12 protein-coding genes are annotated in these 23434 nt (G+C 70.8%); 9 read left to right on the top strand and 3 right to left on the bottom strand.

From position 1 onward, the window contains the following. Positions 1–136 precede the first annotated feature (136 nt). The 9 genes from KHF85_RS02160 (at position 137) to KHF85_RS02120 (ending at position 21074) form a co-directional block, all read left to right on the top strand. Positions 137–1699, top strand: coding sequence for a ShlB/FhaC/HecB family hemolysin secretion/activation protein (locus KHF85_RS02160; protein WP_284568344.1), 1563 nt, complete (start codon positions 137–139; stop codon positions 1697–1699). A 35-nt stretch (positions 1700–1734) separates the two neighbouring features. Continuing rightward, positions 1735–3504: a DUF2341 domain-containing protein gene (locus KHF85_RS02155; RefSeq protein WP_284568343.1), complete on the top strand. Its 1770-nt coding sequence runs from the start codon at positions 1735–1737 to the stop codon at positions 3502–3504. Between the two features lie 4 nt (positions 3505–3508). Next, complete coding sequence (locus KHF85_RS02150; RefSeq protein WP_009595178.1) at positions 3509–3913, top strand: ExbD/TolR family protein; 405 nt, start codon at positions 3509–3511, stop codon at positions 3911–3913. Positions 3914–3922: 9 nt separating this feature from the next. Beyond that, the gene (locus KHF85_RS02145) at positions 3923–4594 is read left to right on the top strand and encodes a TonB family protein (protein WP_284568342.1); all 672 of its coding nucleotides are present in this window, start codon (positions 3923–3925) and stop codon (positions 4592–4594) included. 28 nt (positions 4595–4622) lie between these two features. Beyond that, a complete protein-coding gene (locus tag KHF85_RS02140) occupies positions 4623–6332 on the top strand; it encodes a putative porin (RefSeq protein ID WP_284568341.1) in 1710 nt (569 codons plus the stop codon). Between the two features lie 2 nt (positions 6333–6334). After that, the gene (locus KHF85_RS02135; RefSeq protein ID WP_284568340.1) at positions 6335–7021 is read left to right on the top strand and encodes a hypothetical protein; all 687 of its coding nucleotides are present in this window, start codon (positions 6335–6337) and stop codon (positions 7019–7021) included. Next, positions 7018–7371 carry a hypothetical protein gene (locus KHF85_RS02130; RefSeq protein WP_284568339.1) on the top strand — a complete coding sequence of 118 codons (354 nt, stop codon included), beginning with the start codon at positions 7018–7020 and terminating at the stop codon, positions 7369–7371. Before KHF85_RS02135 ends, KHF85_RS02130 begins: the two co-directional genes overlap by 4 nt. Positions 7372–7395: 24 nt before the next feature. Further along, positions 7396–19446 carry a filamentous haemagglutinin family protein gene (locus tag KHF85_RS02125; protein ID WP_284568338.1) on the top strand — a complete coding sequence of 4017 codons (12051 nt, stop codon included), beginning with the start codon at positions 7396–7398 and terminating at the stop codon, positions 19444–19446. A gap of 320 nt (positions 19447–19766) precedes the next feature. Next, the gene (locus tag KHF85_RS02120) at positions 19767–21074 is read left to right on the top strand and encodes a PstS family phosphate ABC transporter substrate-binding protein (protein WP_284568337.1); all 1308 of its coding nucleotides are present in this window, start codon (positions 19767–19769) and stop codon (positions 21072–21074) included. 213 nt (positions 21075–21287) lie between these two features. Here KHF85_RS02120 and KHF85_RS02115 read toward each other — a convergent pair whose 3' ends face one another. The 3 genes from KHF85_RS02115 to KHF85_RS02105 all read right to left on the bottom strand — a co-directional run bounded on the left by KHF85_RS02115 (position 21288) and on the right by KHF85_RS02105 (position 23381). Beyond that, positions 21288–21476: a hypothetical protein gene (locus KHF85_RS02115; RefSeq protein ID WP_284568336.1), complete on the bottom strand. Its 189-nt coding sequence runs from the start codon at positions 21474–21476 to the stop codon at positions 21288–21290. A gap of 137 nt (positions 21477–21613) precedes the next feature. Further along, entirely contained in the window at positions 21614–22795 is a 1182-nt protein-coding gene (locus KHF85_RS02110; RefSeq protein WP_284568335.1) for a glutathionylspermidine synthase family protein, read from the bottom strand. A 43-nt stretch (positions 22796–22838) separates the two neighbouring features. Beyond that, positions 22839–23381, bottom strand: coding sequence for a DUF1190 domain-containing protein (locus tag KHF85_RS02105; RefSeq protein ID WP_284568334.1), 543 nt, complete (start codon positions 23379–23381; stop codon positions 22839–22841). Positions 23382–23434 lie beyond the last annotated feature (53 nt).

The following is a 23434-nucleotide window of genomic DNA, read 5'->3' as shown; positions in this document are numbered from 1 at the left end:
TGTGGCAGAAACTTTACCTGCGCCGTCATAAAAGCGTTCGCGGATAGTCATTTTGCGCCCCTATGGTCCTCGCCGCATTGAAGCGGTCTTCCTAGGCGGCATCGCGCCGCGCGCCGAAGTCAGGGGATATTTTCAGATGGAGTTGCGAATCTTCGCAGCGCTCGGCATGGCCGTGTGCAGCGTGCCGTGCGCCTTCGCCGCAGACGCGCCGACCGCGCGTTTCGACGTGATGGCCTACCAGGTGGTCGGCAACAGCGAATTGAGCGCAACGGAGATCGAGCGCGCGGTGTATCCGTTCCTCGGCCCGCAGCGCAGCGAGGCCGATGTGGAAGCGGCGCGTGCCGCGTTGCAGACGCTGTACGCCGGCAAGGGCCTGGCCACGGTGGCGGTGAGCATTCCCGAACAGGATGCCGGCAATGGGCTGGTCACGCTGCAGGTGAGCGAGCAGCGTATCGGCCGGCTGCGGGTGAATGGCGCCGATTATTTTTCTCCCGATGCGATCGCCGACAGCGCGCCGTCGCTGCAGGAAGGCACCGTGCCCGACTTCAACGCCGTGCAGCGCGACATCGTCGCGCTGAACCAGTGGCCGGATCGCCGCGTCACTCCCGACGTCAAACCCGGCATGCAGCCGAACACGGTGGACGTGGACTTGAACGTGGAGGACACGCTGCCGCTGCACGGCAGCCTGGAACTCAACAACCGCAACAGCGCCAACACCTCGGAACTGCGGCTGAGCGGTTCGGTGCGCTACGACAATCTGTGGCAACGCGGCCACAGCCTGACCTTCTCGGCGCAGACCGCACCGCAGCAGCCGTCCGATGCACGGGTCTTTTCCGCCTCGTACCTGGCGCGTTTCGGCGCATCGCCGTGGTCGCTGCTCGGCTACACGGTGCGCAGCGACAGCGAGATCGCCGCGATCGGCGGCTTCAACGTGATCGGCAACGGCAGCCTGTCCGGCCTGCGCCTGATCCGTGCGCTGCCAGCCGCTGCCGGTTTCTTCCATAGCCTGAGCATCGGCGCCGACTACAAGGACTTCAAGGAAGACACCCTGTTCGGCGGCGACCGCAGCTCCGCGCCGATCCGCTACCTGCCGCTCAGCGCCGCCTACAACGCCACCTGGAGCCAGCCGCGCGGCACCGACACGCTGGAGCTGACCGCGACGATGAACGTGCGCGGCGTCGGCGACGACAGCGCGCGCTTCGACATCAAGCGCTACAAGGCGCGTTCCAATTTCTTCCACCTGCGCACCGACGCCTCGCGCACGCGCAGCTTCGGCGGCGACTACCAGTGGTATGCGCGGCTGCAGACCCAGCTGGCGTCCGAACCGCTGATCAGCAACGAGCAATTCAGCATCGGCGGTATGGACAGCGTGCGCGGCTACAGCGAAAGCCAGGCGCTGGGCGACTACGGCGCCGCCGGCCAGTTCGAACTGCGCAGTCCCTCGTTCGCCTCCGCGGCCGGGCGCATGGTGCAGGAAGCGCGCGTGCACGCGTTCGTCGACGCCGGCTATGCGCGCATCCACGACCCGCTGCCCGAGCAGTCGGTCAGCGAAACCCTGGTTTCGACCGGACTGGGCGCGGCCTTCAAGGCATTCGCGCATCTCAACGGTGCGCTGGAAGTGGCTGCGCCGCTGTCCAGCCCCGGCGGGCACAAGCAGAAAGACATCAACGTGCTGTTCCGGCTGTGGAGCGAGTTCTGACGCCGGCGTCGTTCAAACATCAATCGGGGTAGATCGTGATCAGACTACGTATTTTCGTGCTGCTGGGGTTGTTGCTGCTCGCGTTGCCGGCGATGGCGGCGACATGGTGGGACGGCAAGTGGAACTATCGGGCCAAGCTCACCCTGGACACCACGTCCACCGGTGCGGCGCTGAGCCAGCTGTCCGGGCGCACCCAGGTGCTGGTGCGCCTGCACACGGGCAACTTCAATTTCGCCGATGCCAAGGCCGACGGCAGCGACGTGCGTTTCGTCGCCGGCGACGACCACACGCCGCTGAAGTACCACTTCGAGAAGTACGACGGCCTGGTCGACCAGGTGGCGCTGGCCTGGGTCGATCTGCCCGACCTGCCGGCCAATGCGAGCACGCCGTTGTACGTCTACTTCGGCAATCCCGAAGCCAGCGGCGGCAGCGACGCCAAGGGCAGCTACGATGCCGACACCGTGGCGGTCTACCACTTCGCCAGCGCGCAAGCCGCCGGCGCCGACAGCACCGCCTACGCCAACAACGCCGCCACGGCGCCGCCTCTGGCCGACGCCGCGCTGATCGGCGCCGGCCTGCGCATGGACGGCCGCGCGCCGGTGACGGTGCCGGCCTCGGCCTCGTTGAACTGGCCGGCAGCGCAGCCGGCGACCGTGTCGCTGTGGGCCAAGCCGGCCAGCGCCACTGGGTCGGGCGTGCTGCTGGCGCTGCCCGGCGTGCTCACCCTGCGCCTGGACGAAGGCCGCGTCCTGGCCGAGTTCGGCGCGACCGCGCAGATCGCCGCGACCACCGCGCTGCCGACCGATGCCTGGGCGCATGTGGCGCTGCGCAGCGACGGCAAGACCGCGACCCTGTTCGTCAACGGCCAGCCCGCCGGCGAAACCGCGGTGGCATTGCCAGCCAGCAGCGGCGGCCTGCTGCTCGGCGGCGAGCCCGGCGCGGCGCGGCCGAACTTCATCGGCCTGCTCGACGAGGTCGAAATCGCCAGGAACGCGCGCGCGATCGGCGCGATCGAAGCGGCGGCGCGCAGCCAGGGCGTGGATGCGCGGCTGCTGCGCTTCGATCCGGTCGAACAGCATTCCGGCGATGCCGGCCACAACTACTTCGGCATCCTGATCGCCGCGCTGACCCCGGATGCGTGGGCGGTGATCGGGATCCTGGGGGTGATGGCGCTGATCAGCTGGTGGGTGATGGTGCGCAAGGGCCTGTACCTCAACGCCACCGCCGGCGCCAACGCGCGTTTCCTGCATGCCTACCGCCAGCAGGTGGCCGCGCATCCGCTGCACGCGCCGCACTGGCAGCAGCTCGGCACGACCGCCGGCGTGCGCTCCAACCTGGCGCGGCTGCTGCAGGTCGGCCAGCAGGAGCTGCGCGAACGCCTGCAGGCCAGCGGCACCACTGTCGTGCGTCCGCAGTCGATCGCCGCGATCCGCTCGGCGCTGGATGCGGCCGCGGTGCGCGAAGGCCAGCGCATCCACAAAAGCATGGTGCTGCTGACCATCGCCATTTCCGGCGGCCCGTTCCTGGGCCTGCTCGGCACCGTGGTCGGGGTCATGATCACCTTCGCCGCGGTGGCCGCCGCCGGCGACGTCAACATCAATGCGATCGCGCCCGGCATCGCCGCCGCGCTGCTGGCCACGGTGGCCGGCCTGGCCGTCGCGATCCCGGCGCTGTTCGGCTACAACTACCTGCTCAGCCAGGCCGAAGCGGTCTCGGCGGACATGCAGGTGTTCGTCGACGAACTGGAAAAGCGCATCGCCGAAGACTATGCCGGCGACGCACCGGTCCGCACGGGCGGAGGCTGAGCCGATGAAGGTCCAAGGCAAGAAGCCCTACGACGACATCAACATCACGCCGATGCTGGATCTGGCGTACGTGCTGCTGGTGATCTTCATCATCATGACCACCGCCGCGGTGCAGGGCATCAAGGTCGAACTGCCCAAGGCCAGCGCGGCCAAGCCGCTGTCCGAGCCCAAGACCAAGGTCATCGCGATCGACAACAACGGCCAGGTCAGCCTGGACGCGGTGCCGGTGAGCATGGTCGAATTGGAACAGCAGCTACGCAACGCGCTGGCCAGCGATGCCGAGTTGCCGGTGATGCTGCGCGGCGATCGCACAGTGCAGTACGAGAAAGTGATGGCGGTGCTGGACCTGTGCAGCCGGCTCGGCATCGCCTCGATCGGTCTGGCCACGCAACGCCCGGCGGCCGGCTGAGTGAACACGATGGATCCCCTGCAGTACACCGAGCCGCCGCGGCGCTGGCTGAAAGTCGGCGCCGCGTTGCTCGCGCTGCTGCTGCTCGGCTGGCTGGTCTCGCTGCTGCTGCGCCCGCAGCAGGCGACGCCGGCGCGCGCGCAACCGCCGCGCATCACCCAGGTGATGCTGCCGCCCCCGCCGCCTCCGCCGCCGCCCAAACCCGATCCGCAGCCGCCCAAGCCGCAAGAACGGCCGCAGCCCTTGCAAGCCGCCGAGCCAACGCCACAACCCAAGCCGGATGCCGAGCCCACCCCGCCGGGCGACCCGCTGACCGCGCCGGCCGGTCCCGGCGACAACGCCTTCGGCCTGCAGGCCGGCAACGGCGGCGGCACCCGCATCGGCGGCAAGGGCGGCGGTGGCAGCCCGTTCGGCAGCTATGCGGCCAGCGTGCAGCGCGCGGTGCAGCAGCTGCTGCAGCGCGACGAACGCACCCGCAAGGGCCGCTACAGCGCCACCGTGGCGCTGTGGCTGAACCCGGACGGCAGCATCGGCCGCCTGCAGATCCTCACCTCGGCCGGCAAGCCGGAACTGGACGCGGCGATCGTGCGCGCGCTGCAGGACCAGCCGCTGCCGCAGCCGCCGCCCGCCTCCCTTCCCCAACCCATCCAGTTGCGCATCGGCGCGCTGGCGCCGGGCTGACGCCGCGTTTCGCATCAAGGACTCCCGCATGACCACTCCGTCTCCTCTCCACCGTCCGTCCCGGCTGCGCCTGGCGCTGCTGGCATTGCTGCTGGCGCCGGCCGCGGCCATGGCCCAGTCCGCGGCGCCCGCGATCGACCCGGCGCAGATCAACCCGCAGGTCACGCTGCGCTTGATCGACCTGCTGGTCGCCAAGGGCGTGATGACCCGCGCCCAGGCCGACGACCTGATCCGCGAAGCCTCCACCACCGCCGCACCCGCGCCTGCACCGGCGCTGGCCGGCGCCGCGGCGTACAAGACCCAGCCCGGCGCGGTGGTGGTGCCGTATGTGCCCGAGCCGGTGCGCCAGCAGATCAAGGACGAGCTGCGCGCCGAAGTCACCGCGCAGGCCAAGTCCGAAGGCTGGGCCGCCCCCGGCGCGTTGCCGGAATGGACCCAGCGCGTGCGCGTGTACGGCGACCTGCGGGTGCGCGGCGAAGGCGTGTTCAACGCCGACGACAACTACGCGGCCTTCCCCAACTTCGGCGCCATCAATGCCGGCTCCGGCTTCGATACGGTGGGCAGCAACAACGCCCCGTTCCTCAACACCACGCAGAACCGCAGCCGCATGCGCGTGCGTGCGCGGCTCGGGGTGAGCGCGCAGATCGCCGACTGGGTGCAGGCCGACCTGCGCCTGGCCACCGGCAGCGACCGCAGCCCGGTGTCCACCAACCAGACCCTGGGCGGCAACGGCAACCTGTCCAAGTATTCGCTGTGGCTGGACCGCGCCGCACTGCAGCTGACACCGATCGACGCCTTGACCCTGTCCTTCGGCCGCTTCGCCAATCCGTTCTGGAGCAGCGAGCTGGTCTTCGACAACGACCTCAACTTCGACGGCGTGGCCGCGCGCTACGACCTGGCCGACGCCGATGCGGAGTTCGCACCGTGGATCAGCGCCGGCCTGTTCCCGGTCTACAACACCGAGTTCGATTTCGGTTCCACCAGCACCAGCAAGACCCGCAGCCGCGACAAGTGGATGTACGGCGCGCAGTTGGGCATGCAGTGGCGCTTCGCCGACGCCATGGCGCTGCGCGTGGGCCTGGGCTACTTCCAGTACGACCAGTTCGAGGGCAAGCGCTCGTCGCCGTGCCTGGCGCCGACCTCGGCCGACAGCTGCGACACCGATGGTGCGCGGCCGCAGTTCCAGCAGTTCGGCAACACCTTGTTCGCGCTGCGCGACATCGTCGCCGATCCCGCCAACCCCAATGGCCCGCAACTGCAGTACTACGGCTATGCCAGCAAGTTCGGCGTGGCCGACCTGCATGCGCAGCTGCAGCTGGACCAGTTCGCCCCGGTCGCGGTGCTGGTCGAGGCCGACGTGGTCAAGAACACCCGCTACAATGCCGCACGCGTGCGCTCGCTCGGCCCGGTCAACAACCTCGGCGACCAGGGCGTGTTCGATGGCGGCGACATGGGCTACTACCTCAATTTCACCATCGGCCAGCCCAAACCGGTCAAGCCTGGCGACTGGAACTTCAGCGTCGGCTACAAGTATCTGGAATCGGACGCGGTGCCGGACGGCTTCACCGATTCGGATTTCCACCTGGGCGGCACCAATGCGCGCGGGCTGATCGTCGGCGGCAACTATGCGCTGGCGCGCAACACCTGGGTCGGCCTGCGCTGGCTCAGCGCCAACGAGATCTCCGGCGCGCCGTTCGCGGTGGACCTGCTGCAGCTCGACCTCGGCACGGAGTTCTGAGCATGCTCCGCCTTCCCTCCTCCCTGGCCTGCGGCATGCTGGCGGCGACGCTGCTCGCCGCCGCCCCGCTGCACGCCCAGGACAGCACCGAGACGCGATTGCGCGAAGCGCTGCGCGAGACCGGCACACGCCTGCGCAAGGCCGAAGCGGACCTGGTGCAGCAGCAGCTGGCCACCGCCGCCGCCGAACGCGAGCGCGATGCGCTGCGCGCCGCGCCAACGCCAACGCCAACGCCACGCGCCGCAAGCGCCGATCCGGGCCGCGCGGCCGCGCTGCAGCGGCAACTGCAACAGGCGCAGCGCGAACGCGACGCGGCACTGGCGCAACAGCGCGAACAGCAGCAGGCGCAGGCCAGGATCGCGCAGGCCGCAGCGCAGCAGGCGCAGACGCAGGCGACGCTGGAGGCGGAACTGCAGCGCCAGCGCGCGCGGATGGCGCAGTGCGCCACCGGCAGCGAGGCCTTGTACGCCACCGCGCGCGAACTGGCCGCGCTGTACCGCGACCCGGCGTTCGTGCGCTTCGTGCGCAGCCACGGCCGCGAGATGTTGGGCATGGCCCGGGTGACCCGCGAGAACCGCGTGCGCGCCCTGGAAGACCGCCTGGCCGAACAGCACGCGCAGACCCAGGCCTGCGCTGGCGCCACCGCGACCACCGCGACGGCCACGGCACTGCAGGACACCCCCCAATGAACCGCCGCGGCGCCGCGCTGGCATCGCTCGCGCTGGCCGCGCTGGCACTGCACGCGCACGCCGCGCCAACCACACCCGCGGCGACTGCGCCATGCGTGCAGGTGCGGATCGGCGAGGACGTCGCCGGCCACCTGGACTGCCTCAACCAGACGCTGCGCGCCGCGGCCGCCAGCGCCCGCCCCGGCGCCTCGCCGCTGGCCGCCGCCGCGACCACGCTGGATCCGCTGCAACGCGGGCAACCCACGCCGGCGGCGCTGCGCCAGCGCTACGGCGATGCCTACGGCCGCTCGCTGGTGCCGCAGCGGCCGCAGCCGCGCTACCTCCCCACTCCGTTCGCTCCGGCGCGCTGACGCGCCGCTACCGAGATCGCCGCCATGCCCCGCACCCGCCGCCGCACCCGCCGTCCCCTTCGCCTGCTGGTGCTAAGCGTGGCGATCTCGGCCGCCCTGGTCGGCCGCAGCCAGGCGCAGAGCAGCCCGTTCGTGCGCCGCGGCGCCGATCCTGGCGCGCAGGCCGCGGCCGCGGCGCAGCAGCAGGGCCTGCAATCGGCGGCGGCCAGCAAGCTGGCGCAGACCTCGCTGCAGGCGTTCCAGCGCGCCGCGCAGGCTCGCCAGGCCCTGGACGCGACCCAGGCCGCCGCGCGCGCCGCGGCGCAGGCAGCGCAAGCCGGCATGGTCCCCGATGGTCTCGGCAAGGGCGGCCTGCAACTGCCCGACGGCGCAGTCATCGATCCGGGCGCGGTGCGCAGCGACGATCCGCGCCTGGGCCAGCGCAACGTCTGGCTGGGCGCGCGCGCGCCGACCCAGCAGACGGTCGGCGGCGACACCCAGGTCACCATCCAGCAGACCCAGAAGAAGGCAATCCTCAATTGGGAGACGTTTAACGTCGGCAGCCGCACCGTGCTGCAGTTCGACCAGTCGGCCGGCGGCAGCGACGCGGCGCAGTGGATCGCGCTGAACCGGGTCAACGACCCGGGCGCGGCGCCAAGCAGGATCCTGGGCCGCATCCAGGCGCCCGGCCAGGTCTACCTGCTCAATCGCAACGGCGTGCTGTTCGGCGGCGCCAGCCAGGTCAACGTGCATTCGCTGCTGGTGTCGTCGCTGGATCTGTTCGACAGCAATCGCGCGCTCAGCGACCAGACCTTCCTCGCCCGCGGCCTGTTCGGCAGCAGCGGGCAGAGCGGCACGGTGCTGACCGGACTGGACAGCATGGCCGCCGGACAGACCCCGGGCGACATCCAGATCGACAGCGGCGCGCGCATCGCCAGCGGCAGCCAGGGCTATACCCTGATCGCCGCGCCGAACGTCGGCAATGCCGGCACGGTGACCGCGCAGGACGGGCAGGCGCTGCTGGCGGCGGTGCTGGGGCTGCGGCAGTCGCAGGAGCTGCAGACCCTGCTCGGCACCAGCAGCGGCAACACCATGCCGCTGGGCTTCAGCGGCTTTTTCTCGCCGACCGGCAGCGACAGCTCCGCAATCGGTTCGCTGGTCAACAGCGGCACGATCGCGGCGACCCGCGGCAACGCGACGCTGGCCGGCTACAGCGTGCAGCAGCGCGGCCTGGTCCAGGCCAGCACCAGCATCAGCCGCCCGGGCAGCGTGATGCTGCTGGCGATCAACCAGGACAGCACCTCAGGCGGCGATGCGCTGGCCAACTACAGGGGCGGTGCGCTGGAACTGGCGCCCGGTTCGGTCACCGCCACCTTGCCCGAGCACGATGGCGAAACCACCACCTCCAGCAGCGCCGCCGATCTGGCCTTCCTCGGTCCGCAGATGATCCTGGCGGGCGCCCAGGTGCAGTTGCGCGAGCAGTCGCTCACCTTCGCCCCGGGCGGCACCGTGAACCTGATCGGCCTGGGAAGCGAGACGACGCGGCTGCAGGGTCGCTCCCCACTCAACAACCGGCTGATGATCGATAGCGGCGCGCAGCTCAATGTGTCCGGCATCGCCGACGTGCGACAGGCGATGAGCAGCAACCTGATCCAGATCCCGCGCGTGGGCCAGAACGAACTGGCCGACGCGCCGCTGCAACGCGACGGCGCGCTGTTCCGCCAGTCGCTGCAATTCGATCGCCGCGCCAGCGGTGTGCGCGACGACGGCCAGGCCTGGGTCGGCAGCCCGCTGCTGAACGCGCAGGGCTATGTCGATCAGGTACCGCGCACGATCGACGAAATGCTGCTCGACGGCGGCACCATCAATATCGGCGCGCGCGACCTGGTGATCGCGCCCGGCGCGCAGGTGAACATGGACGGCGGCTACGTGCACATGCTCGGCGGCATGGTCGAAACGCCGCGCCTGCTCGGTGCCGACGGCCGCCTGTACGACCTGGCCAGCGCCGACCCGTCCATGCGCTACCTGGGCGTGGCCGGCACGCAGACCGTCGCGCACACGCGCTGGGGCGTGAGCGAACAGTTCAAAAATCCATTACTGGGCAGCCGCCGCTACTACGAGAGCGACTATCTGCAGGGCGGCGACACCGGGGCGCTGAACATCGAACTCGGCCGCCATTCCAGCGGTAGCGGACAGCAACCGGGCGTGGCGCTGCTCGCCGGCGATCTGTCCGCGCAGGCGCTCGCCGGGCGCTACCAGATCGGCAACGGCAGCGTGCCGCAGGGCGGCACGCTGCGCATCGACAGCGATGTGGGCCTGTACAACGCGACGATCGGCCTGTCGGTCAACGGCGACATCAGCCGCGAGCAACGCAGCTGGCGCATCGTCGACGACGCCACGGCGCTGCCGCAGGGGCTGACGCTCGGGACGCGCGCCGATGCGTTGCCGGGCAGCGCAGCCTCGGCGCAGGACCGCGACAATGCGCTGTTCTGGTCGCAGCTGTCCACGCGGATGGTCAACGGCAGCGGATTGCAGACGCTGACCATCGGCAACGCGCCGGTGATCGAGGTCGCCGCCGACGCGGCGCTGCAGGTCGCCGACGGCGGCGCGATTTCGCTGCAGGCGCAGCGCCTGCAGATCGACGGCACGCTGACCGCGCACGCCGGCAAGATCGCGCTGCAGAGCAGCGGCGGCTTCGCCTACGTGCAGGATCCGCGGCAAGTCGGCAACACACAGCAGTCGCTCGGCCACGGCGACCTGCTGCTGGGCGGCGGCGCGCGGCTGGACGTGAGCGGGCGCTGGATCAACGACGACCGCCGCTTCGGCAACGCTCCGCAGGGCAGCGCCTTCGTCGATGGCGGCAGCATCGCCCTCGATGCGCTGCAGGCACGGCTCACCGACGCGACCACCGGCCAGAACGTCGACCAGAGCGCATCGTTGCGAATCGCTCCCAGCGCCGTGCTCGACGCCTCCAGCGGCGGCTACGTCGATGCCGACGGCGCGCTGGCGATGCGCGACGGGCGGCCGCTCGGCCATGGCGGCGACATCGCGCTGCATACCTACGTGCGCCCATCCAACGAGAGTTCCGGCGCGCCCACCTACACCGCCAACAACCCGGTCGCCGACGGCGCCGGGCTGCTGCAGTTCGACCCGGCCAATCTGCGCGCGGACAACTTCGCCGGCGGCGGCACACTGAGCCTGCGCGCCTTCGGCGTGCAGATCGGCGGCAGCGCGCCAAGCGATGCGCGCGTGCTGCACCTGGATGCCGGTTTCTTCGCCGACAACAGCTTCGGCAGCTACGACCTGGCCGCCGAGCAGGACGCCACCCTCGTCGCCGGCACCCAGCTGCGGGTGAGCCAGCGCAACCTGCTCCCGAACCTGCAGGCGCTGCGCGGCGCCGCCAGCGGCAGCGACGTGGTCGCGGGTGCGGCGCAGGCCGGCGGCAATGGCTACGCCACGCTTGGCCAGCTGGATCCGTTCTATCGTCCCGCCACCGATTTCGCGCTGCGCGGTGGCGACTTCCTCGGCCGTGTCGCCGGCAATCCCAGCCTGAGCGGCGCCACGGGGCGAGTGCTACTCGACGAAGGCACGCAGCTGCTGCTGGATCCGGGCGCCAACGTGCGCATCGGCGGACGTGGCCAGGTCGAGGTGCTGGGCAGCATCCAGGCGCAGGGCGGCAGCATCGCCATCTCCGGCGACACCTCGCGCGACTCGGGCCTGTCCGCGGCGCCTGACGTGGACCGCGGCCCGGCGTATGCGGCGGCGGGCAAGGCGCTGTGGCTGGGCGCCAACAGCCGCCTGGATGTCTCCGGCATCGCCCTGCTCGATCCGCAGGCCGCGCTGCAGCCCGGCGCCAGCGGCCTGGTGCGGCCGCGCAGCGGACGCGTGCTCGACGGCGGCCACATCACCCTCAGCAACGACAGCGGCGCGATCGTGGTCGCCGCCGGCGCGCAGCTGGACCTGTCCGGCACCAGCGCGGTGCTGGACCTGCCCAGCGGCAAGCCCATCATCGGCGGCGGCGACACGCTGCAGGCGCAGCCCGTGGGCAGCGCCGGCGGGCGCCTGGACCTGGCCGCCAGCACCGGCCTGTACTTCGACGGCAGCCTCCACGCTGGCGGCGGCAGCGCGCAGGACCGCGGCGGCACCCTGGCCTTGCTGCCGCTGAACCTGGTCGACGGCAGCAACCAGGTATTGCCCGGTCCGAGCGGCGTGATCTTCACCCAGCACGACAGCCGCCTGCCGCAGGGCGCGCAGTCCGGCGCGCCGTTGCCGAACGCCACCGCCACGCCCGGCCCGCTGTACTTCGCCGCCGATCGCCTGAGCGGCAGCGGCATCGACACCCTGCTGGTCGGCGACCAGTCGCCGACCGGCACGTTGCGCCCGCAGGTGGCGGTCGGTTTCGCCGGCGACGTCGCGCTGTCGCTGGCCCGCGCGCTGGTGTTCAACGCACCGCGCTATGCGCTGCTGGCGAGCGATGCGACCGGTTTCGGCAGCCTGGCCGACAGCGGCCAGGTCAGCCTGAGCGCCGCCTACGTCGGCCTCAACGGGTGGCAGTCGCCGAACAGCCCGGCCGCAGTGCTGGCCGAACCGCAGGCGCCCGGCGCCACCACGCTGACGGTGAACGCCGCGCAGATCGATCTCGGCGGCCAGTTCGCGCTGGACGGGGTCGGCGAGGCGCGCCTGTCCAGCAGCGGCGCAGTGCGGTTCCACACGCCCGCCGCCTATGCCTATCTGCTCGACGCCAACGGCATCGCCACGCCGCGCGCAGGCGAACTGCTGACCGCCGGCAATCTGACCTTCAGCGCCGCGCAGCTGTATCCGGCCAGCGGCGAGACCTTCCTGGTGCGCGCGCTCGGCGCGCTCGGCAGCGACGGCAGCCGCGCCGAGACCCGCGTCCGCATCCAGGCCCAGGGGGACGCGCCGGCGCTGCCGCTGTCGGCCGGTGGTACCCTGGCGCTGGATGCCACCCGCATCGCGCAGGACGGACGCCTGCGCGCACCAAGCGGGCGGCTGCTGCTCGGTGTGGGCGCGCTCGACGACACGGCCACACGCGCGGTGTTCGGCACTCGCACGTTGACGCCGACGCTGGAGGTCAGCCTCGGTGCCGGCAGCCTCACCTCGGTGTCGCTGGAAGGCGCGACCCTGCCGTACGGCAGCACCGTGGACGGTTCGCAGTGGCGCTACGACGGCAGCACGCAAGGCAGCAGCACCGCGCTGAGCGCACCGCCACAGAAGCAGATCCGGCTGGACGCCGACAGCGTCGCGCTGGCGCCCGGCGCACGCGTGGACCTGTCCGGCGGCGGCGACCTGCAGGCCAGCGAGTGGGTGCCCGGCACCGGCGGTAGCCGCGACCTGCTGTCCTCGACCAACACCAGCTATGCCAGCGGCAACGCCACCCAGGTGCCGCTGTACGCGGACGGCCGCACGGTCTACGCGATCGTGCCCGGGGTGCAGACACCGGTCGCCGCCAGCGACGCGGCGTTCGAACAGAAGGGCGGCACGCCTGCACTCGGCAGCGCCGTGCATCTGAGCGGCGTGCCCGGCCTGGCCGATGGCGACTACACGCTGCTGCCGGCCAAGTACGCCACCCTGCCCGGCGCCTACCGGGTGGTGGCGCGCAGCGGCAGCACCGACGCCACCGCCGCGCAGAACCTGGTCGCGGCCGACGGCACCGCGGTGGTCGCCGGCTATCTGGTCGATACCCTGAGCGGCACCCGCAGCGCGCGCAGCCAGCTGTTCGACGTGCAGTCGGCGGCGACCTGGGGCCAGTACTCGGACTACACCCGCACCGGCGCCAATGCGTTCTTCGCCGCGCAGGCGGCCGGCACCGGCAACGCGACGCCGCAACTGCCGCGCGACGGCGGGCAACTGATCCTCGTCGCCGGCGACGCGCTGCGCCTGGGTGCGACGTTGAACACCGCCGCGGCCAGCGGCGGCAACGCCGCGCAGATCGATATCGCCGCGCGCGCGCTGCAGGTGCTCGGCACCGGCCAGACCGCCGCGGCCGGCTATGTCGGCGTGGAGGCGAGCGCGCTCAACGCGATGAATGCCGGCAGCCTGCTGCTCGGCGGTACCCGCGAGCAGAGCGCCGACGGCACCCGCCTGCAGGTCACCTCGCAACAGTTGCGGGTCAGCAACGACGCCGGCAGCGCGCTGCAAGCGCCGGAACTGCTGTTGGCGACCGCCGCCAGCGACGCTGCCGACGGCGGCCTGCGCGTGGACGCCGACAGCGTGCTGCGGGCCCAGGGCGGCAGCGGCGATCGCGCGGCCGCCACGCTGCTGATCGGCGAGGACGGCGGCAGCAGCGGCGACGGCACGCTGGTGCGCCTGTCCAGCCTCGGCGCGGCCACGATCGAACGGGCGAACGTGCCGGAGGCGACGCAGGCGCGCGCACGGCTGCAGATCGGCGCAGGCGCGCTGCTCGACGGCGGCGCGGCACTGAGCCTGGATTCCACCGGCGACAGCGCGATCGATGCCGGCGCGCTGTTGCGCGGCCAGCGCATCGATGCCAGCGCCGGCCACGTGCGGCTGGACGCGCAGGCGGCCAGCGGCGATGCCGACGGGCTGGTGCTGGGCGCCGGCAGCCTGGCCCAGTTCGCGCAGGCGAAGCAGGTCAACCTGCACAGCTACGGCGACATGGACTTCGCCGGCGGCCTGGACCTGCGCGTGAGCAATGCGCTCACCCTCAGTGCCGGCCGCTTCGTCGGCGACGGCCGCAACGTCAGCCTGAGCGCCGATCAGCTGACCCTGTCCAACCAGGGCGCCAGCGCGGCACCGGCCGACACCGTGTCCGGCGACGGCCTGCTGCACCTGCAAGGGCGCGAAGTCGCCTTCGCCGGCAGCGACAAACAGCTGACCGGGTTCGGCGCGGTCGCGGTGGATGCGGCGCAGACGCTGTACGTGCGCGACCGTGGTCAGTTCGATTTCGGCACGCGCGACGTGGACCTGCGCACCCCACTGCTGCTGGCCGACGCCGGTGCCGACCAGACCCTGCGCACCGGCGGCGCGCTGCGCCTGCAAGGCAGCGGCGGCAGCGTCAACGCGGCGCAACCGCTGGGCGGTCGGGTGACGCTGGTCGGCGCCAGCATCGACAGCAACGGACTGATCCGCGCCAATTCCGGCGGCATCGTCCTGCGCAGCAGCGAAGGCGCGGTGCGCCTGCACGATGGCGCCACGCTGGATGCGTCCGGCGTGGCCAGCACGTTCTTCGACACCACCAAGCCGACCCAAGGCGGCACGGTCACGCTGCAGGCCATGGCCGGCGACGTGCGCGCCGATGCCACCACCCGCATCGCCGTGTCGGCCGTGGGCAATGCCGATGCCGGCAGCGTCAACCTGTCGGCGGCGCAAGGCAAGGTGACCTTGCCCGGCACCCTCGACGGCCACGCCGCGCAGGGCCGCGGCGGGCGCTTCCTGCTCGATTCGGGCAGCGCGATCGTGCTGGATCCGCTGGCGGCGCAGCTGGCCGGCGGCGGCTTCGACGGCGCCATCGACCTGCATGCGCGCAGCGGCAACCTGCTGCTGTCGGCCGGCAACACGCTGCGCGCCGACGCGGTGACCCTGACCGCCGACGGCGGCGCCGACGCCAGCGGCCGCGATGCGGCGAACGGCAACATCGGCATCGCCGGCAGCATCGACGCCTCCGGCACGCAGGGCGGCAGCATCGCACTGTGGGGCCGTCACGGCGTGGCGATCGACGGCCAGCTGCTGGCCCGCGGCAGCGCCGCCGACAAGCGCGGCGGCACGATCACGCTGGGCAGCAGCGGCCGCGACGACGGCACCCTCAACGCCGACTACGGCTACCAGAACGTGCAGGCCGGCGCGGCCGGCAGCATCGCACTCGGCGCCGGCGCGGTGCTGGATGTCTCCGGCGGCAGCGCCGGCGGCCTGTCCGGCGGCAGCGTCGAGATCCGCACGCCGCTGCTCGCCGACGGCGAGGTCAACGTGACCGTGGCCAACGGCGCCAGCGTGCGCGGCGCGCGCGAAGTGGGCCTGGAAGCCTACGCGGTGTGGAGCACCACCGACGCCAGCACCGATCCGGTCAAACACTTCGACGGCATCGTCGATCCGGCCGGCTGGTACGACGCGCAGGGCGCGCTGCTGGCCGGCAGCTGGACGGACCTGGCCGGCAACGCGGTGGCGGCGCCCACCACGCCGGCGCAGGTCGCCGACTACCTCACCCGCTACGCATTCACCCCGGACAGCGCCAACGCCGCGCATCGCCAGTTCTACGGCTATGCCGACGACAGCGCCGGCACGCCCGGCACGCTGATGGGCTTCGTGCAACGTCCCGGCTTCGCGTTCGAAACGCGCCTGAGCAACCTGCCCAACCTGCGCGCGCGCCCCGGCATCGAGTTGCGCAATCCGGATCCGGCCATCAACGGCGGCGAGATCCGGGTGATGAGCAACTGGAACCTCGGCGCCGGCGCCAACCGCGACCAGCTGGACTTCCGCTACAACGGCAACGCGCCGGTGCTGACCCTGCGCGCCGAGGGCGGCGTGACCATCAAGGCCAGCCTCAGCGACGGCTTCTACCAGCTGCGCAATCCGTTCGGCGGCGGCGGCCCGCAGGGCACCTACAGCGGCGCGGCCAACGCCTACCAGACACTGCTCGACAACGCCTTCAACAACGCCTTCATCAGCATCGACGGCCTGCTCCCGGCGCCGCTGTCGGACCTCGGCGATCCCGACCAGGCCGCGCAGTATTACGGGCAATACCTGCAATTGCTGGACATGCTGCAGCAGCCGCACGACCTGGGCGGCCTGCCGATGAGCCTGCTGGAAGGGGTGATCTACAGCTATTCGCCGGACAACGGCTACCCGGTCCAGGACTACCCCGACCAGCCGCAGGCGCCGCGCGCGCCGACCTCGCCCGCCGACTACTCCACCTACCTGGCCGGCTACCAGAGCTATCTGCTCGACCTGTTCGCCTACAACACCGAGCTGTCCAACGCCGGCGTGTTCGGCCTGGCCACCCTGGCCCTGCCCGCCGCACCGGTGCTCGGCCCGCTGCTGCCGGCGGCCACCCACAACACCCCGTCGCTGCAGGCCAACGCCAGCAATCCGCTGCCGCTCGCCACCAGCAGCCTGATCGGCGGCGACAGCAGCCGCTACCGCATCGTCGCCGGCGCCGATTTCGCCGGCATCCGCCCCGATGCGCTGCGCGCCGGCAGCGACGCCGACGTGGTGCTCGACGGCCACCAGCGCTACCAGGAAAGCGGCAAGAAGGACGTCGTGCTGCCGACCGTGGTGCGCACCGGCACCGGCAGCATCCAGATCGCCGCCGCGCGCGACCTGCAGTTCGCCGACGCCGACGCGCCGGCCAGCATCTACAGCGCCGGCCAACCCGCCGCCGACAGCGCCGCCGACAGCGACATCCGCATCGTGCGCGGCGACGCCGCCAGCCGCAGCGCCGACCAGGTGGTCAGCGCGCAGGCCAATGCCGAGGCCGCCGGCGACCTGCTGCTGCAGGCCGGGCGCGACATCCTCGGCAACCGCCAGGTGTTCGATCGCGACGGCAGCCGCACCGGCGTGGTCGGCAACTACGTCGGCCAGTCCTGGTGGCCGTGGCTGCAGGTCGGCAATCCGGTCGGCGCCGATGGCGTCACCCCCAGCGCCGGGCTGATCAACTACGGCGGCTTCGCCCAGGGTGTGCTCAGCAGCGGCGGCGACGTCGCGGTGCAGGCCGGGCGCGACATCCGCGAACTGTCGGTGTCGCTGCCGACCAGCTACCGGCTGACCGCGCAGGGCCGCCAGACCTATGGCGGCGGCGACCTGCAGGTGCAGGCCGGACGCGACGTGCTCGGCGGCGACTATTTCGTCGCGCGCGGACAAGGCCGCCTGGACGCCGGCGGCAACCTGGGCAGCGCATTCACGCTGAGCGGCCAGGGCTACGACGCAACGGGGACGCTGCTGCAGGTGAGCAGCGCGGTCGATCCGGTGTTCGCGCTGCAGGACGGGCAATGGACGATCCATGCCGGCGGCGACGCCGCGCTCGGCGCCATCGTCAATCCCGGCTACGTACTGTCCTCCGGCGGCGTCGCCGCCTTGATGAGCGACAGCACGCGCGCCGGCACCGACTACGGCAGCGCCTCGGCGATCGCCATCGACACGTTGAACGGCGATATCCGCCTCGGCACGCTCAAGCTGCCGGCGGCGCTGTTCGGCAACGGCGCGCGCGATGCGAGCCGCGGCAACGACAGTCTCATTTTGAACGACGGCGTGTTCGACAACGTGCTGCCGGCCCGGGTGGAAGCGGTCGCCCACGCCGGCAGCCTGCAGTTCGAGACCGGCGGCCGCCTGTATCCGTCGGCGCAAGGGCAGCTCGAGGCGATGGCGCAAGGCGATATCCGTCTGTTCAACGACACCTTGGTCGCCGGCAAGAGCAGGTTGCAACTGGCGATGCTCGACGAAACCGGCAACTACGACGGCAACGACAATGCCGCCGGCAGCGGCGCGCAACTCGGCCTGCATCGGGACGACACGCAACCGGTGCGCCTCTACAGCCGCGACGGCGACGTGGCGAGCGGCTATGCGGCCGATGGCTTCATGCTCAATCCGCTGACCCTGCAATTGCCGAAACCGGCCGACATCCGTGCCGGGCGCGACATCGTCAACCTGGATCTGCGAGCGCGGAACTACCGGGCCTCGGACGTGACCTGGGTGCAGGCCGGGCGCGACATCCGCTACACCTCGATCCTCGGAGGGCCGCTTGGCGACCAGGCCGTTCGCTGGGGCTGGATGTCGCTCGACGGCCCGGGGACGTTCGAGGTGCAGGCCGGGCGCAATCTCGGCCCGCTGACCTCGGCCGAAGAGGCGATGAAGGGTCTGCGCATCGGTCTTGTCGACCGCAATGCCGGCGGCATCCGCACCACCTCCGGCGCCGACCTGGTGGTGCGCTACGGCGTGGCCAACGGCGAGGACGCCGACGCGCTGGCCGCGTTGTATCTGGATCCGGGCAGCCAGCAGAACACCGACACCTACCGGCAATGGCTGCTCGACTTCGTGCGCCAACATGCGCAGGACGCGTCCGCACCGGCCTCGACGCCGCTCGCGCAGCAAGCCGCGACCGAGCAGGACACGCCGACGCCCGCCGAGGCCTGGCGCCAGTTTGCCCAACTGCCCAGCGCCACCCGGCGCCTGCTGAGCGAACGCGTCTTCCTGGACGTGCTCAAACAGGTCGGCGAAGGCTACGCCGATCGGGCCAGCCCGGACTTCCAGAAATACACGCGCGGCTATGCCGCGATCGAAGCGCTGTTCCCGGCACGGCTGGGCTACACCCGCAACAATCTGGAAGGTGGCGCCAACGGCGCGGCGACCCGCAACGTCACCGGCACCCTGGACATGCGCGGCTCCACCCTGCAGACCCAGGCCGGCGGCGACATCCGCATCCTCGGTCCCGGCGGCGGGCTGCAGGTCGGCAGCGTGCTGGCGCCGCCGGTGGTGACCGATGCGCAGGGCAACGTGCTGATCGGTCCGGCGCAGCAAGGCATCCTAGCGGTGGGGCAAGGCGACATCGGCGTATTCACCGACGCCAGCGTGCTGCTGGCGCAGAGCCGCATCTTCACCCAGCGCGGCGGCGACCTGATGTTGTGGAGTTCCAACGGCGACATCAACGCCGGCAAGGGCAGCAAGACCAGCGCCGAGCGCGCACGTGCGCGCTACCTGTGCGACCAGGACCAGTACTGCGTGCTCGATGCCAGCGGCCAGGTCAGCGGTGCCGGCATCGCCACGCTGCGCCTGAACACGGACGATCCGCGCGGCAACGCGGTGCTGGTCGCCCCGCGCGGCACCGTCGATGCCGGCGACGCCGGCATCCGCGCCAGCGGCAACCTGATCGTGGCCGCGCAGTTCGTCGCCAATGCCGACAACATCCAGGTGCAGGGCGACACCGTGGGCGTCGGCACCGCGCGCAACGTCGACGGCGGCGCATTGAGCGCCGCCTCCAACGCCGCGGCGGCGGTGACCGATGCGGTCGGCGACCTGGCGGCGCGCGGAAGCTCCACGCCACGCGAAGCGCCCTCGGTCATCACCGTGCAGGTGCTCGGGTTCGGCGACTGCAAGGTGGACGATCCGCGCTGCCAGCCCGGTCCATGACAGTGCGGCGACACGGGCCGCGGCGGCGTTCAGGCGTCGCCGTGGCAAGCAGAAATTGGCGCATTTTGTAGACACCAATTCGCGTCTCTGAAAATAATCGAGTTGATCGTTAGCTTCCGATCAATTCATTATGTCATCGCTATGAAAATCAGGCCATTTCAGACTGCGCATCACAGGTAAATAAATATTCCGCCGAATGTCTCCGCATTATCATATTCCGAGCGCAACCTTTCTAGGCGCCAGTCGATGGCGCCAGCACGCTACAGGTAAAGAATTCCCCCGGATCCATTCCGTCGTTTTCTCACCAAGGAGAGAGGCAAGTGCTTAATCTTAATTTCCCCCGCGTCAGCGCGATCGCCATTGCGATCGCGACCCTGTCCACCGGTTCGGCCATGGCGGCCGAAAACCTCTACGGCGGCGGCGCCACCTTTCCGGCGCAGCCGTATGTCGGCAACACCTATACCGGCGTGACCCCGAACGCGCGCCTGTCGACCAATGCCGGCAACACCGCTGGTAGCGGCTTCACCACCGCGACCCTGGGCACCGGTTCGGTGTTCCTGACCTACAGCAACAGCAGCACCAACAAGGTGTCGTACTGCCAGACCGGCAGCGGCTTCGGCAAGAACACCGTGGCCGGCAGCACCGCCGCCAACCAGGCCTGCCAGGACTTCAGCGTGTCGCCGCTGGGCCTCAGCGGCGCCGCTGCCGCTCCGGACTTCATCGGCACCGACGCGCCGTACAGCACCGCCGACTACAACGCGTTCCTGGGTGGCGGCAACGCCACCAGCCGCGTCGGCATCGTCCAGGTCCCGACCCTGGCCGGCGCCATCGCGCTGCCGCAGAGCACCCCGACCGCCAGCTTCAACCTGAGCGCCGCCCAGGTCTGCCAGATCTACTCGGGCCTGATCAGCGACTGGAGCAGCGTGTCCGGCAGCGGCACCACCGGTCCGATCAAGATCGTCTACCGCACCGACGGCAGCGGCACCACCTTCGCCTTCACCAGCTACCTGGCGCGCACCTGCAACGGCACCAGCAACGTGCCGTCGGGCTTCGTCTTCAGCCCGAACCAGACCTTCAACTCGGCCCTGCCGGGCGGCACCAGCGGCGTGTACGGCTCGCGCGCGATCGGCGCCAGCGGCAACAACGGCGTGGTGACCTCGGTACGCGTCACCAACAGCAACGCACTGGGCTATGCCGACGTCGGCGAAGTGCTGCTGCAGTCGGCGCGCTACGTGACCGTTGCCGGCTTCGATCCGAAGAACTTCGGCAAGGATTCCAGCGGCAATCCTGCCCCGGTGACCCTGGCGGCGTCGGCGCTGCTGAGCGGCCGCGTGCTCGACGGTGCGACCGTCAACGCCGTGCCCGGCAGCGGCACCACCGCAGTGAAGAACTGCGTGCGCCTGGTCAATCCGACCGCCGCCATCACCAACACCTACCCGATCGCGGCGATCACCTACCTGGCCGGCTTCACCAGCGGCAACGGCAGCGCCGCGCACATGCAGGCGGTCAAGGACCTGTTCAACATCTTCTACAACACCAGCACCCGCCCGGCCTTGCCGCAGGGCTTCGCCTACCTGGGCGGCGTCACCGCTTCGGCGCAGAACACCGTCAACACCTGCGTGCAGTAACGGCAACGCTTCTGGCCAGGATGGCTTGCGACCGGCGGGCAGCGATGCCCGCCGGTTTTCTGTTTCCTGGGCGCTGCAGTCGATGCAGCGATGGGGACGTCGCGATGCGCCCCGTCTTTGCGCATCCCGCGGCCCCAGCGCGCAGCCGAACATCGGCGCAGGCCTGGCCGAGCGAGACCGGCGCCACCGGCAACGCCACTGCGCCGAAGGACGCTATGCCGAAGCCGGCGGCTCCTCCTGGTCGCGCAGAACCTCCTCCGACACCTGGATCGCGCCATTGATCCGCGTCAGCGTCTGCTGCAGATCGCTGCTGCGCGCATCCAACTGCTGCAGCTGCGCATCGCCCGCACGGCGCTCGTCCTTCAACTGCTGCAACCGTTGCGCGATCGAATGGCGATCCATGGCGTGGCACCTGCGTGGATGGGATCGCTACAGTAAACCAGCCGGCCCGGCTCCTGCAGGGCAGTGGCAACGGCACACAATCGCCATCGCCATGGCTGGATCATTCGGCACTGGCGGACAACCGACCTCACGCCGGCTCAGGCATACAGCACGCCCGGCCGCCCCGCTTCGACGATCGCATGCGGCACGAAGCGCGCACTGTCGCGGGTGATCGGGCCGTCGTCCTCGCGGATGCCGATGCCGCACGCGGTATCGCCGACGATCCAGCTGCCGACCATCGGATAGCGGCCGTCGAACGCCGGCAGCGGATGCGCCTGCTGCACGATGCACGGCCCGCCATAGGGACCGTCGCTCTCCAGCATGCGCCCATCGGCCAGATGCAGGGAAATGTTGGCGCCTTCGCGCGAATGCAGCGGCTTGCGCACCCAGCCCGGCGGCAGCGCGGCGCCGTCGTCGAACGCGGCCGGCAGCAGGTTGGGATGGCCGCGATGGCGCGACCACAGCAGCGGCAGGATGCCCTTGTTGCTCAGCACCGCCTTCCACGGCGGCTCCAGCAAGCGCAGGCCCGATCCCGGCAGGGCCTGGCCGAAACGTTCGGCGAACAGGTCTTCCAGCGGATACAGCTTGAACATGGCGCCGATCACCACGTCGTTCAGATCCGTATAGCGCCCATCCTCGGACAGGCCGATGTCCTCGATCGCGATCGCCTCGCCGAACAGCCCGGCCTGCGCCGCGCAATCGCGCAGGTACGCGACCGTACCCTGGTCTTCCTCCGAATCGCGCACCGCGGCGAAGGACAGCGGCGGCGGCAACTGCGCCGCCAGTTCGGCGAAGCGCTCCACCAGCGTCTCGTGGATCGAATTGAACTGGTCGGCGTCGTGCGCCAGGCGGCCCTGCGCACGCTGGTCTTCCAGCCACTGCCACTGGAAGAACGCCGACTCGAACAACGAGGTCGGCGTGTCGTAGTTCAGCTCGTACAGCTTGGCCGGGCCGCTGCCGTCGTAGGCCAGGTCCAGGCGCCCATACAGATGCGGATCGCGGCGCCGCCAGCTCTCGGCGATCCAGTCGCGGAACGCCGGCGGAATCGCCAGGCGCTGCATCAACTCCTCGCTGGCGACGATGTCGTCCACCAGCCCCATCGCCATCTGGTGCAGCTCGGCGCTGGGATCCTCCAGATCATGTTCGATCTGGCGCAGGCTGAACGCGTAATAGGCGCGTTCGTCCCAGTAGCGTTCGCCGCCGATGGTATGGAAGCGGAAGCCGCACTCGGCGGCCTGCGCGCGCCAGTCGCCGCGTTCGACGATTGCGATGCGTTGCATGTGCTTGCCTTGGTGGATCCGGGTAGAGAAAGTGGCGCGGCGGTCAGCCGCCGGCGCTGCCGCGCGCGCCGCTGGAGCCGCCGAAACCGCCACGGCTCACCGTGACCGCCCGGTTCGGCGTGGCGCCGATATGGGTCATGGTCTGGTTGCCGCGCAGACTGGCGGCCGCGGCCGCGCCGGCCCCGGCGGCAGCGGGCTGCTGCCACTGGCTCTGCCGGTCCTGATAGGCCGGCGCCGCATTGAAGCCGGCCATGCGGTTGCCATTGAGCATCTGCGACAGGAAGAACCCGGTCATCAACGGGCCGATGAACGCATGCCCCTGGCTGTCGCGCTGCTCCACGCAGCGCTCGGCCGAATACTCCTGCGCGCACTGCTCGCGGTTGGCGTACTTGGGCCCCTGCTCGGCCGACCGCTGCTGCGCCTGCTTGAACGCCTCGCGGCAGGTGCTGATGTCGTGGGTCTGCGCTGCACAGGCCTCCACCGAGGTGTACAGCCCCTCCTGGCGCTTGGCTTCGGGTGCGCAGGCGGTGAACAGCAGCGGCGCGGTGCCCATCAGCAACAGCGCGGCCTTCTTGGATCGCTTCATCGGTTCCCCCTCCCTGAGCACAGAACGCGATGATGCCTGGTTCCGTGCGGAGA

The sequence above is a fragment of the Xanthomonas graminis pv. graminis genome (assembly GCF_030168915.1).
In the GTDB taxonomy this organism is placed as follows: Bacteria; Pseudomonadota; Gammaproteobacteria; order Xanthomonadales; family Xanthomonadaceae; genus Xanthomonas_A; species Xanthomonas_A translucens.
This window is presented reverse-complemented; position numbering and strand designations above follow the sequence as displayed.

Excerpts from the sequence above, each read along its gene's own strand:
- KHF85_RS02160 (WP_284568344.1), top strand. The coding sequence starts at position 137 with ATGGAGTTGCGAATCTTCGCAGCGCTCGGCATGGCCGTGTGCAGCGTG.
- KHF85_RS02150 (WP_009595178.1), top strand. The coding sequence starts at position 3,509 with ATGAAGGTCCAAGGCAAGAAGCCCTACGACGACATCAACATCACGCCG.
- KHF85_RS02145 (WP_284568342.1), top strand. The coding sequence starts at position 3,923 with ATGGATCCCCTGCAGTACACCGAGCCGCCGCGGCGCTGGCTGAAAGTC.
- KHF85_RS02140 (WP_284568341.1), top strand. The coding sequence starts at position 4,623 with ATGACCACTCCGTCTCCTCTCCACCGTCCGTCCCGGCTGCGCCTGGCG.
- KHF85_RS02135 (WP_284568340.1), top strand. The coding sequence starts at position 6,335 with ATGCTCCGCCTTCCCTCCTCCCTGGCCTGCGGCATGCTGGCGGCGACG.
- KHF85_RS02130 (WP_284568339.1), top strand. The coding sequence starts at position 7,018 with ATGAACCGCCGCGGCGCCGCGCTGGCATCGCTCGCGCTGGCCGCGCTG.
- KHF85_RS02125 (WP_284568338.1), top strand. The coding sequence starts at position 7,396 with ATGCCCCGCACCCGCCGCCGCACCCGCCGTCCCCTTCGCCTGCTGGTG.
- KHF85_RS02115 (WP_284568336.1), bottom strand. The coding sequence starts at position 21,476 with ATGGATCGCCATTCGATCGCGCAACGGTTGCAGCAGTTGAAGGACGAG.
- KHF85_RS02110 (WP_284568335.1), bottom strand. The coding sequence starts at position 22,795 with ATGCAACGCATCGCAATCGTCGAACGCGGCGACTGGCGCGCGCAGGCC.
- KHF85_RS02105 (WP_284568334.1), bottom strand. The coding sequence starts at position 23,381 with ATGAAGCGATCCAAGAAGGCCGCGCTGTTGCTGATGGGCACCGCGCCG.